Source organism: Rathayibacter sp. PhB186, from assembly GCF_003751825.1.
Classification (GTDB): domain Bacteria; phylum Actinomycetota; class Actinomycetes; order Actinomycetales; family Microbacteriaceae; genus Rathayibacter; species Rathayibacter festucae.
In genome coordinates this window covers 175,116-187,229 of the sequence record NZ_RJKO01000009.1, presented here as the reverse complement: position 1 = coordinate 187,229, position 12,114 = coordinate 175,116, and the positions used below count along the sequence as shown (strand labels likewise).

Sequence of the window (12,114 nt, the reverse complement as noted above, 5' to 3'; positions counted from 1 at the left end):
GCTCCATCACTACAATCACCACCGACCCCACACCGGAATCGGCGGATCAACCCCCGCAGAACGCGTCCACAACCTCACGGGGAACTACAGCTAGACGACCGACAAGCACTGCCGGGCGATCTCGAGTTCCTCGTTGGTGGGGATGACGAGGACGGCGACGCGGGAGTCGTCGGTGGAGATGCGGCGGGGGCCGCGGTCGCGGGCGGTGTTGCGCTCGGGGTCGAGCTCGATGCCGAGGCCCTCGAGGCCGCGGAGGGCGCCGGCGCGGACGGCGGGGACGTTCTCGCCGACTCCGGCGGTGAAGACGATGGCGTCGACGCGGCCGAGCTGGGCGTAGTAGGCGCCGACGTAGTGGCGGAGGCGGTGGTAGTAGACCTCGAGGGCGGCGATGGCGGTCTCGTCGCCGGACTCGGCCGCGTCCTGCACGTCGCGCATGTCGCCGCGGCCGGAGAGGCCGAGGAGTCCGCTGCGGCGGTTGAGGACGGCGTCGAGCTCGTCGGTGGAGAGGCCTGCCTTGCGGGCGAGGTGGAAGACGACGGCGGGGTCGAGGTCGCCGGAGCGGGTGCCCATCACGAGGCCCTCGAGCGGCGTCATGCCCATCGAGGTCTCCACGGAGGCGCCGCCGTCGATCGCGCAGGCGGAGGCGCCGTTGCCGAGGTGCAGGACGATCGTCTTGAGGTCGGAGCGGCGGCGGCCGAGGAACGCGGCGGCCGCCTCGGAGACGAACTTGTGCGAGGTGCCGTGGAAGCCGTAGCGGCGGATGCGGTGCTTGTCGGCGAGCTCGGCCGGGATCGCGTAGGTGGAGGCCGCCGCAGGGATGGTGTGGTGGAACGCGGTGTCGAAGACGGCGACGTGCGGGACGTCCGGGAACGCCTTCTGCGCGGCCTCGATGCCCTCGAGGTTGGCGGGGTTGTGCAGCGGGGCGAGGTCGCTGAGGTCCTCGATGTTGATCTTGACGAGGTCGGTGACGACGGTCGGCTCGTAGAACCGCTTGCCGCCGTGCACGACGCGGTGGCCGACGGCGATCGGCGGGAACTCGTCGAGGCTCGGGCCGTGCTCGGCGAAGGCGCGGATCATCGCGTCGAAGCCGGCCGTGTGATCCGGGATCGGCGTCTCGAACTCGACGGTGTCGCCGTCGTGGCTGTGCTTCGTGCGGCCGGTCTCCTCGCCGATCCGCTCGACGAGGCCGCTCGCGAGCGTCTCCTCCGTCGTCATCTCGATGAGCTGGTACTTGAAGGACGACGAGCCGCTGTTGACGACGAGGACGACGGACACGGTGGGACTCCTGGGGGTTCGGGGTCGGACGGGGCGCTCGGGCGGGTGGCCCTCAGCGCACGACGGGGATGGCGGAGGTCGGCGGGACGATGGCCTGGGTCGCCGCCTGGATCGCGGTGATCGCGACGGTGTTGACGATGTCCTGCACGAGGGCGCCGCGGGAGAGGTCGTTGACCGGCTTCCGCAGGCCCTGCAGGACCGGCCCGATGGCGACGGCGCCGGCCGAGCGCTGCACGGCCTTGTAGGTGTTGTTGCCCGTGTTGAGGTCGGGGAAGATGAACACCGTCGCACGTCCCGCGACCTGCGAGCCGGGCATCTTCGAGGCGGCGACGGCCGCGTCCGCGGCGGCGTCGTACTGGATCGGGCCCTCGACGAGCAGGTCGGGGCGGCGCTCGCGGACGAGCGCGGTGGCCGCGCGGACCTTCTCGACGTCGGCGCCCGCTCCGCTCTCGCCGGTGGAGTAGGAGAGCATCGCGATCCGCGGGTCGATGCCGAACTGCTGCGCCGTCTCGGCGGAGGAGATCGCGATGTCGGCCAGCTGCGCCTCGGTCGGGTCGGGGTTCACGGCGCAGTCGCCGTAGACGAGGACGCGGTCGGCCAGCGCCATCAGGAACACGCTCGAGACGACGGAGACGCCGGGGCTGGTCTTGATGATCTCGAAGCCGGGGCGGATGGTGTGCGCGGTGGTGTGCGCGGCACCCGAGACCATGCCGTCGGCGAGGCCGAGCTGGACCATCATCGTGCCGAAGTAGGAGACGTCGGTGACGGTGTCGTAGGCGTGGTCGAAGGTGATGCCCTTGTGCGCGCGGATGCGGGCGTACTCCTCGGCGAAGCGGTTGCGGTGCTCCGGGTCGAGGACGCTGAGGACGCGGGCGCCGTCGATGTCCAGGCCGAGGCTCGCGGCGCGGGAGCGCACCTCGACCTCCTCGCCGAGGATCGTCAGGCGGGCGATGCCGCGCTTGAGCACGGTCGCGGCGGCGCGGAGGATGCGGTCGTCGCCGCCCTCGGGCAGCACGATGTGCCGGTCGGCGATGCGGGCGCGCTCGATCAGGCCGTACTCGAACATCAGCGGCGTGACGACCTCGGAGCGGCCGACGTCGAGGAGGGTGAGCAGCTCGACCGGATCGATCGCCTCGGCGAACAGGGCGAGGGAGGTGTCGCGCTTGCGCGGCGAGTCGGCGGCGAGGCGACCGCGTGCGGCGGTGACCCGCACCGCGGTGTCGTAGGTGCCGAGCTCGGTCATCACGATCGGCAGGCGGTTGTCGACGCCCTCGATCAGGCGGACGATCGGCTCCTGCAGCTCGAAGCCGCCGTTGAGGATGATCGCGGAGACCGTCGGGAAGTTGCCGGAGGCGTGCGCCATGATCACGGCGAGCACGACCTCGGGGCGGTCGCCGGGGACGATGACGACTCCGCCCTCCATCAGGCGCGGCAGCACGTTGACCATCGACATGCCGGCGACGACGACGCCGAGCGCCTCGCGGCCGAGCAGCTCCGGGTCGCCCGCGACGAAGACGCCGTCGACGGCGTCGATGATGCGCGACACGCTCGGGGCGACGAGGGACGGGTCCTCGTGGATCGCCCAGACCGGGGCGCCGGAGGGCAGGGCCTCGCGGATCGCGGCGACGGCCTGCTCCGAGGTGCCCGGGTCGGCGCGGTTGGCGACGACGCCGATGAGGCTCGCGTGCGCGGTGCGCAGCTCGACCGCGGCGAGCTCGGTGATCTGCCGCATCTCGTCGGGCGTCCGGGCGGGAGCCTGGCCGAGCTGCTCGCTCCGCGACGGGTCGCGGCCGGTGAGGACGAGGAGGACGGGAGCGCCGAGGTTCGCTGCGATGCGGGCGTTGTAGCCGAGCTCCGTCGGGCTGCCGACATCGGTGTAGTCGGAGCCGAGGATCACGACGGTGTCGCACTGCGCCTCGACGGCCTTGTAGCGCTCGACTATGCGGGAGAGGGCTGCCTCGCCGTCGGCGTGCACGTCCTCGTAGGTGACGCCGATGCAGTCGTCGTAGGCGAGACCCGAGTCGGAGTGGCCGAGCAGCATCTCGAGCACGTAGTCGCGCTCGGAGGTGGAGCGGGCGATCGGGCGGAAGACGCCGACCCGCTGCACCTGACTGCTGAGCAGGTCGAGGACGCCGAGGGCGACCGTGGACTTGCCCGAATGACCTTCGGCGGACGAGATGTAGATGCTCTGAACCATCGGCGCAAGCCTAGCGACGGGCGCCCTCCGGAGGCTGGGCGGGTGCCCCGGATGGGAGAGCGTGCAGGAGCGGCGGTGTGGGGAGGAGAGGTGGGCCGCAGTCGACGCCCGAGCCCGTGCGTCGACTGCTGTGAGCCTGCGGCGTTCCGGAGCCAGGCGCCCGCAGGGCGGCGCCGCCCTCGGGCGGCGCACAGGCGCTCGCGCCGCTTAACGGAAGAGACCCCCCGCGCACCCGCCAGAGCCCGGTTACCCTTGCTGCGTTTCCGCCCTGGGGGAGTTGGCCTGGATGGCGCCACGCGGGGAGCCGGGAGACAGTCTAACCGACGCCGGCGGGGTGCGGGCACGGCCGTCGCGGTGCCGTGGTCAGCGGAGGGCGCCGGTACCGGCTAGTATCGATGAGTCGCGGCCACGGTCGCGCCAGGAGGATTCGCCTAGTGGCCTATGGCGCACGCTTGGAAAGCGTGTTGGGTGCAAGCCCTCGGGGGTTCGAATCCCCCATCCTCCGCCGAACGGCGCCGCACGCTCTCGCCAGCTGCGGCGCCGTTCTCTGCTTTCCGGCGCGTGGTGTTTCCCGGCGCATGGCGCCTCCCCCGCCGAGTCGCCCGAGACGGCTCGTTCCCGGTGCGGAGAACGCGCCTTCTCGGGCGACTCAGTGCGCGCGTCAGCGGGTGAGGCGCAGGAGCCACTCGTCGAGGAGGGCGGACTCGGCGGCGGTCAGGCCGTCGACTCCGGGCAGCGCGGTGCGCAGGGCGACCGCGTGGGCGGCGAAGGCGCGGGCGGCGGGGTCGGTCGGGCCCGCCTCCGCCGTGGTGATCGCGGCGAGGACGGCCTCGCGGGAGCGGGCGGAGAGCTCGTCGTCCGGCGCGGACGCGAGGGTGAGGGTGCAGCCGAGGGCTGCGGACTGCAGGAGGCGGGCGGCGTGCTCGACCTCGACGGTCAGGCGGCCGGCCTCGGCGACGGCGCGGACGTGGGCGGCGAGGACGCCGCGGGCGAGGCGGGCCGCCTCCGACTCCTCCCCCGGACGCCCGGTGAACATCAGGGCGTAGAGGTGCGGCTCGGCGAGTCCGAAGGCGATGTGGTGGTCCCAGGCGGCGCGGAGGGCGTCGACGGCGTCGGCGGGTGCGTCGACGGCGTCGAACTCGGCCTGGGCGGCGGCGAAGCCCGCGGCGGCGACGGAGTCGAGCAGGCCGCGGAGGTCGCCGAAGGTGCGGTAGATGGTGGGCGCCTGGACGCCGGCCGCCGAGCTGATCGCCCGGGTCGAGACGGCGTCGCGGCCGCCCTCCGCGAGCAGCGCCGCCGTCGCGCTGAGGATGCGGTCGCGGGTCGTCGGGCTCTCGGTCACGAGTAACGACGCTAACACGGCGGCGTTAGCGGACGAGCACGGCGCGTGCTGGTGACGTGGATCTCGATACGCCCGCTGCGCGGGCTACTCGATCAGCATGGAATTCCACTGTGTGGAACATTGCGTGGGCTACTCGATCAGCTGGGGCAGCGCGGCGCAGCCCGAGCGGGCCGCGGGCGCTGACGGGATGAGCTGCAAGGCGGAGGAGGAAGCGATACCGCCGGTATCGCGCCCGACGACAACGCCGCAGATCGCCCCGTCAGCACCCGCAGGCCGCGGGCGCTGACGCCGCCGGCTGCAAGGCGGAGGAAGGAGCGATACCGGCGGTATCGCGACTGACGACAACGCCGCAGACGGTGGTGTCAGCGGCCGCGGCGGGCCGTGCCGAAGATGCCTCGGACGACCTCGCGCAACAAGGTCTTCCCGACCGAGGAGCCGAGGACCTCCTCGACGACGGTCTTGTCGCGGCGGGTGGAGCGGGAGCGGGTGGTGGGCGCGGTGCGGCGGCGGGAGCGCTCGGCGGCCTGGTCGGCGCGGCGCTCGGCGGCGGCGCGGTCCTTGGCGCGCTGGGCGGCGGCGCGGGCGTCCTCCTTGGCGCGGCGGGCGTCGTCGGCGGCCTGCTCCTTGGCGCTGCGGGCGGCCTCGGCGGCCTGCTCCTTCGCGCGGCGGGCCTCCTCCTCGGCCTGCTCCTCGGCGGCGGCGCGGGCCTCCTCGGCGTCGGCGGCCGCGTCGAGGCGGCGGGTGAGGATCTCGCGGGCGGAGTCGCGGTCGAGCGGGGTGCCGTAGCGGGCGAGCAGCGGGGAGCGCTGGACGCTCGCCTCCCGCTCGGCCTCGGGGGTCGGCGCCATCGAGCCGCGCGGTGCCCGGAGCCGGGTCCAGGCGACCGGGGTCGGGGCGCCGCGCTCGTTCATCACCGTGACGATCGCCTCGCCGATGGGGAGCGCCTGCAGCACCTCGCCGAGGTCGTAGTCGCTCTCGGGGTAGGTCGAGACCGTGGCGCGCAGGGCCTTCGCGTCGTCGGGGGTGTGCGCGCGCAGCTGGTGCTGGATCCGCGAGCCGAGCTGCGCGAGCACGTCGCTCGGCACGTCCTTCGGGGTCTGCGTCACGAAGACGATGCCGACGCCCTTGGAGCGGATCAGGCGGACCGTCTGCGTGATGGCGGCGAGGAAGTCCTTCGACGCGTCGCGGAAGAGCAGGTGGGCCTCGTCGAAGAAGAAGACGAGCTTCGGCCGGTCTAGATCGCCGACCTCGGGCAGGTCGTTGAAGAGGTCGGCGAGCAGCCACATCAGGAACGTCGAGAACAGCGCGGGCTTGTCCGCGACTCCGGGGACCTCGAGCAGGCTGACCACGCCGCGGCCGTCGGGCGCGAGGCGGAGGAACTCGGCGGTGTCGATCTCGGGCTCGCCGAAGAAGACGTCGGCGCCCTGGTCGGCGAAGGCGATCAGCTCGCGCAGGATGACGCCGGCCGTCGCCTTGGACAGCCCGCCGAGCTCGGCCAGCTCGGCCTTGCCCTCGTCGCCGACGAGGTAGGTGAGCACGGCGCGGAGGTCGGAGAGGTCGACGAGCGGCAGCCCGGCGCTCTCGGCGTAGTGGAAGACCAGGCCGAGGCTCGACTCCTGGGTGTGGTTGAGGCCGAGGACCTTGGCCAGCAGCAGGGCGCCGAAGCCGGTGACCGTCGCGCGGACCGGGACGCCGGTGCCGACGCCGCCGAGCGCGAAGTACTCGGCAGGAGCGGCCTCGGGGGTCCAGTCCTGGCCGATGGTGCGGGTGCGGGCGAGCAGCTTCTCGTCGGGCGTGCCGGGGGTCGCGAGTCCGGAGAGGTCGCCCTTGATGTCGGCGGCGAAGACGGGGACGCCGTGCGCGGAGAGCTGCTCGGCGAGGACCTGGAGCGTCTTGGTCTTGCCGGTGCCGGTCGCGCCGACGACGAGGCCGTGGCGGTTGAGCATCCCGAGCGGGATGCGGACCGGCACGTCGGCGCGGGCGTCGCCGTTGACGAGGGCGCCGATCTCGAGGGCGGGGCCGGTGAAGGCGTAGCCGGCGCGGACGGCGTCGACGGCGGACTCGGCGAGCGGTCCGGGCGCGGGGGCGGGGGCGGGGGCGGCGGACGGTGCGGGTGCGGATGCCGCGGCGGGCGCAGGCGCCTCGACCGGTGCGGGTACAGCGGCAGGCCCGGACTCCTCCCCCGGCCCGCCGTCGACGAGCCGCACGTCGTCGACGACCGCGGCCGCCTCCTCAGGGCCCGCGACCGCCTCGAGGGCCGCGGCGGCCGCCTCCGCGCGGGCCAGCGCCTCCGCGGCCTCGGCCTGCAGTCGTCGGGCGGCCTCGAGGGCCGTGCGTGCGTCGTCCCTCGCCGAGGCGAGCCCGTCGTCGTTGCTCATGGGGTCAGCCTAGGGTCGCGGCGGCGCGAGAACTCGGCCCGGATCCGCGCTTGCCCCGACTCAGTCCTCGCGGACGTGCCACGACTGGCCGTAGCCGCCCTCGTCGAGCGGGCGGGCCATCAGCTCGAGGAACGGCTCGGCGTCGAACGCCTCCGGCCCGAGTACGCCGGAGCCGGACCAGGCGCCCGTCGCGAGCAGCTCGAGGGCGATCACCGGGTTGAGCGCGGTCTGCCAGACGACGCACTGAGTGCCGTACTCCGCCATCGTCCACTCGTTGTCACTCACGTGGTAGAGGTACACCTCGCGGTGCTCGCCGTCCTTCGCGCCGGAGACCCAGAGGCCCGCGCAGGTCTTGCCGGTCATCCGCGGGCCGATGCTCGCCGGGTCGGGCAGGCCGGCGGCGACCACGTCGCGCGGCGAGACCAGCACCGGGCCGTCGGCGGAGCGGACCCGGACCGGCTCGGTGCGGTCGAGGCCGAGCAGGTTGAGCGTGCGGAGGACGCCGATGAACCGGCGCCGAGGCCGTACTTGAAGGTGACCCGCTTCGCATCGAGCCAGCGCGGCATCAGCAGCACCTCCTCGTGCTCGACGTTGACGCACTCGACGGGGCCGATCCCCTCGGGGAACTCGAACACCTCCGGCTCGGAGAACGGCGGCGTCGTGAACCAGCCGCGGTCCTTCTCGAAGATCACCGGCGGGTTCAGGCACTCCTCGATGGTCGTCCAGATCGAGAAGGAGGGCGCGAAGATCTCGGCGCCGGAGTCGTCGCGGACGACGAGGTTCGCGCCGTCGCGGACGCCCAGCTCGTCGATCTCGTCGAACAGGTGGTCGGCGGCGTAGCGGGCGAAGACGTCGGAGAGACCGGGCTCGACGCCCATGCCGACCAGGGCGAGGCGGCCGGCCGCCTCCCAGGTCGGGGCGGCGGCGAACTGCTCGTCGCCGAGCTTCAGGCCGGTCTTCGCGTGCGGCTCCTCGGGGTGCGGCCGGGAGAGGCTCATCGCCATGTCGATGTAGTCGGCGCCGGCGGCGAGGGCGCCCGCGAAGATCGTCGGCACGAAGGACGGCTCCACCGCGTTCATCACGTGGGTGGCGCCGTGCGCGCGGGCGACGGTCTCGACGTTCTCGGCGTCGGAGGCGTCGATGCGCGCGGCGACGAAGCGGTTCTCGACGCCGTCGGCGCCGTGCCGCTCGAGGATCCAGGCGACGGTGCGCTCGGCCCGAGCGAGCTCGTAGTCGCAGACGATGATCTGCTCGAAGAAGGAGCGGCGGGCGGCGATCTTCGCGAAGGCGTCGCCGACGCCGCCGGCGCCGACCAGGAGGATTCTCATGCAGCCACCGTAGCGACGGAATCGCTCGTGATTCAAGGTCGGGACCGCGGGAATCGGGAGGCGGAGCGGATCTGCACGACGGAATCCGTCACTCCTGCGCCGTCTCCTCCGCGATCTCGAGGAGGCGGATGAAGCGCGAGAGCCGCTCGAGCGCCGCCATCGAGGTGGGCGGCGAGGCGGCGAGCGCCGGCGAGTGCACGAGGTAGGCGGCCCACTTCGCCCGCGAGATCGCGACGTTCAGCCGGTTGGGCAGCAGCAGGAACTCGAGGCCGCGCGGGACGTCGGCGCCGGAGGAGGCGGCGAGCGAGACGATCGCGACGACCGCCTCCCGGCCCTGGAAGAGGTCGACCGTGCCGACCAGCGTCTCCTCGAGCCCGGCCGCGTCGAGGGCGTCGCGGAGGAGCGCGCCCTGCGCGTTGTAGGGGGCGACGACGATGACGTCCGCGGCGGTGAGCGGGCGCTCGCCGTGCTCGTCGGTCCAGGCGCGGCCGACCATCGAGAGGGCGATCTCGACGACTCGGCGCGCCTCGTCCGGGGAGGAGGTGGTGTCGCCGGCGTGCACGACCGGGACCGCGTGCAGTCCGGGCCTGACGCCGTCGAGCCGGCGCACCTCCGGGGCGCGGGAGGAGAGGGCGCCCTCGTAGGAGAGCTCGGAGACGGCGGCGGCGAGCGCGGGGTGCATCCTGTAGGTCTGCGCGAGGAAGTAGCCGTAGGCGGGCGGCAGGACGTCGTGGCCGTCGGCGAGCCAGCCGAGCGCCGACTCGTCGACCGGCTCGGGGTGCGAGCCCTGGCTGACCTGCGGCAGCTGCTGCGGGTCGCCGAGGAGGAGCACCCGCTCGGCGGCGATCGCGGAGGCGATGGTCGGCGCGAGCGAGAACTGGCCGGCCTCGTCGATCACCAGCAGGTCGAGCGAGCGGCGCGGGACGCTGCCCGCGTTGGCGAAGGTCCAGGCGGTGCCGCCGACGACGCAGCCGCCGCCCTCGGCGAGCGCCGCGAGGGCGGCGCCGTTCTTCACCGGCGTCCAGGCGGCAGCGGCGAGGGCCTCCGCGGAGCTGCCGGCCTTGGGCACCTTCGCGACCCGGGTACGGTCGACGCCTTTCGCGACGACCGCGGTCAGCACGTTCTCGACGACGGAGTGCGACTGCCCGACGACGCCGACCCGCCAGCCGTGCTCGGTGACGAGCCGGGCGATGACGTGCGAGCCGACGTAGGTCTTGCCGGTGCCGGGCGGGCCCTGGACGGCGAGCGTCGCGCGCTCGAGGCCGAGCAGGGTCTCGACGACCGCGGCGATGACGTCGTCGCCCTCGACCGGCGCGACGACGGCCGGGGGCACGCGCCGGAGCACGTCGAGGGCGGGGTCTGCCAGGAGCGCGGGCAGGGCGTCGAGCACCTGACCGCCCCACTCCGCGATCGCCTCGGGCTGCGGGGCGGCCCGGGGCGGCGGCGCGGGCGCGAGGGCGATCGGGACGTCGTCGTGCGGGTCCTCCCCCGCGCGCAGGCCCTCCTTGAGGAGCACGACGATCCGCTCGCCGTCGTCGGACGCGGCGAGGATCTCGGAGCGGTCGGAGGCTCCGCGCATTCCCGGGCCGGGCGAGGGCGCCCCGGGCGGCGCCGGGGAGTCGTAGACGAGGAACGGCTTCGCGCCGATGCCGAGCCGGCTGCCCGGGGCGAGGCGGCCGAGGATCCGCAGCTCGCGGGAGAGGGTGCGCGCCCGCGCCGGCGTCGACCAGTCGCGGACGACCTCGACCCGCTCGACGACGACCACGTCGCGGGCGTCGGCCCAGTCGTCGAGCGGCTGGCGCAGGCGGTCGAAGTGCTCCTGCCAGAAGGTCTTCGCCTCGCGGCGGTGGTAGTCGATCGCCGCGCCGGCGAGGGCGAGGGCGGTCTGGTCGGGGGTGCGCTCGCGCGGCTCGACGCCCTCGACCTCGGCGAGGAGGGCGACGGCGACCGGGTCCGGCTCGCGCGGGACGGGCAGGTCGACGTCGACGAGCGGGAGCGGCTCCTCCTCGCGGGCGGGGACGAGCGAGCGCAGCCAGTCGCGCAGGCGCAGAGTGGAGCGGCAGTCGTAGGCGTTGTACTCGCCGATCTCGGCGAGGCGGCGCTCGCCCTCGCGGCGGTCGAGCTCGGCCCTCGCCGGGTCCCTCTCCGCCGACGCGGCGTCCCGATCGGCCGACTGCAGCAGCACCCGCGCCTCGACGTACTCGGTGATGCTGTCCGCCGCGTTCGTCACTCCCTCGGCGTCGCGCGCCTCCTCGCCCATGTAGAGCGGCTCGAGCTTCTTGATCGAGTAGCTGCGCGAGCCCACCCGCAGCGCCCGGCGGACGACCGGGTAGAGGTCGACGAGGACGCCGTCGCGCAGGAGGGAGTCGACCTCCTCCTCCCCCGTGCCGTGCCGCTGGGCGAGCGAGAGCAGGTGGCTGCGCTCGTAGGAGGCGTAGTGGTAGACGTGCATCCGCGGGAATCGCGCCCGCCGCTCGCGGAGCAGGGCGAGGAAGTCGACGAGGGCGCGGCGCTCGGCCGCGAGGTCGTGCGCCCAGAACGCGGTGAAGGCCTCGTCCTGGTCGACCATGCCGAAGAGGTAGTCGAGGCCCCACTGGCCGTCCTCCGCGTGCAGCGGGTCGCCCTCGAAGTCGAAGAAGAGGTCGCCCGGGTCGGGGGCGGGCAGGGCGGTCAGCACGGAGGCGTCGACGACCTCGACGGCGGGGACGCGGTCGGCCGAGGCCTCGGTGGCGAGCTGCAGGCGGGCCTGGGCGCGCAGCGTCTCGGCGGCGCCGGCGCTCATCCCGGGGACCGGCCCCTCGCTGGCCGCGAGCGCGTCGAGGGTGGTGATGCCGGCGGCGGCGAGCTTCGCGCGCTGGTCGAGCCGCATGCCGGCGACGAGGATCGGGTCCCGGTGGGCCTGCACCTCGGGGGCGCAGAGGCCGCAGCGGCCGCAGGCGGTGAAGCGCGGATCGCCCCACGCCACCGGCTCGGTCGCGGCGAGGTGCTCCTCCAGAACCGCGCGCAGGCGCGCCCGCTGGACCCGCTGCACGGGGGCGATCATCGCGAGGTCGTGGCTGGTGGTCGTGCCGTCGCCGAGGACCAGGTGGACCTTCTCGCCGACACGGATCCCCCGCGCCGCCATCTGCTCCGCGTACGCGGCGAGCTGCAGCAGCGCCGGGATCTTCGCGTGCCGGGCGAGCTTGGTGTCGTAGACCTCGTAGGCCCCGTCCTCGGTGCGGAGCAGGAAGTCGGAGAAGCCGATGAAGGTGCCGTCGTAGAAGGTGGCCTGGTAGAGCACGTCGACACCCGCGCGCATCGCCTCGACCGCCTCGTCCGCGGCCCTCGCGTAGTCGGCGCGCTCAGGGCGGGCGAACTCGAGGACCTCGTGCGTGCGCTTCAGCTCGGCGAGGAAGGCGACCTCGTGCTCGTCGCCGAGCACGGCGGTGCGCTGCAGCATCGCGTCCTCCGCGACGACGACGCGGGGCGCGCGGCCGAGGGTCGCGTCGAGCCGGCGGAGCACCGCCCACTCGCAGGCCGACCAGGAGGAGAGGTCGGTCGGGCTCGTGACGAGGCGGACTCCCCCGCTGCGGTCGTCCTCGAGATACACGCGAC

Annotated in this window: 5 protein-coding genes, 1 tRNA gene, 1 other RNA gene and 1 pseudogene; 1 reads left to right on the top strand and 7 read right to left on the bottom strand. The window is 73.8% G+C overall.

What is annotated here, in order from left to right:
- Positions 1-90: 90 nt before the first annotated feature.
- From EDF45_RS18645 to ffs, 3 genes are all read right to left on the bottom strand, one after another.
- Positions 91-1,275: an acetate/propionate family kinase gene (locus EDF45_RS18645; protein WP_123737311.1), complete on the bottom strand. Its 1,185-nt coding sequence runs from the start codon at positions 1,273-1,275 to the stop codon at positions 91-93.
- A 52-nt stretch (positions 1,276-1,327) separates the two neighbouring features.
- Complete coding sequence (gene pta / locus EDF45_RS18640; protein ID WP_123447710.1) at positions 1,328-3,472, bottom strand: phosphate acetyltransferase; 2,145 nt, start codon at positions 3,470-3,472, stop codon at positions 1,328-1,330.
- 212 nt (positions 3,473-3,684) lie between these two features.
- Positions 3,685-3,781: signal recognition particle sRNA small type (gene ffs, locus EDF45_RS18635), an RNA gene on the bottom strand.
- A 111-nt stretch (positions 3,782-3,892) separates the two neighbouring features.
- Here ffs and EDF45_RS18630 point away from each other — a divergent pair.
- Positions 3,893-3,977, top strand: a tRNA-Ser gene (locus EDF45_RS18630).
- Positions 3,978-4,133: 156 nt separating this feature from the next.
- Here EDF45_RS18630 and EDF45_RS18625 read toward each other — a convergent pair.
- From EDF45_RS18625 to EDF45_RS18610, 4 genes and pseudogenes are all read right to left on the bottom strand, one after another.
- Positions 4,134-4,814: a TetR/AcrR family transcriptional regulator gene (locus EDF45_RS18625; protein WP_221181154.1), complete on the bottom strand. Its 681-nt coding sequence runs from the start codon at positions 4,812-4,814 to the stop codon at positions 4,134-4,136.
- Between the two features lie 362 nt (positions 4,815-5,176).
- Positions 5,177-7,192 carry a helicase HerA-like domain-containing protein gene (locus EDF45_RS18620; RefSeq protein ID WP_123737313.1) on the bottom strand — a complete coding sequence of 672 codons (2,016 nt, stop codon included), beginning with the start codon at positions 7,190-7,192 and terminating at the stop codon, positions 5,177-5,179.
- Between the two features lie 60 nt (positions 7,193-7,252).
- Positions 7,253-8,520: pseudogene (locus tag EDF45_RS18615) on the bottom strand (saccharopine dehydrogenase family protein).
- An 88-nt stretch (positions 8,521-8,608) separates the two neighbouring features.
- Complete coding sequence (locus EDF45_RS18610; protein ID WP_123737314.1) at positions 8,609-12,109, bottom strand: bifunctional RecB family nuclease/DEAD/DEAH box helicase; 3,501 nt, start codon at positions 12,107-12,109, stop codon at positions 8,609-8,611.
- Between the last annotated feature and the right edge of the window lie 5 nt (positions 12,110-12,114).

What these genes read in the sequence shown, in the direction of transcription:
- EDF45_RS18620 (WP_123737313.1), bottom strand. Translation starts at nt 7,192, where the DNA reads ATGAGCAACGACGACGGGCTCGCCTCGGCGAGGGACGACGCACGCACG.
- pta (WP_123447710.1), bottom strand. Translation starts at nt 3,472, where the DNA reads ATGGTTCAGAGCATCTACATCTCGTCCGCCGAAGGTCATTCGGGCAAG.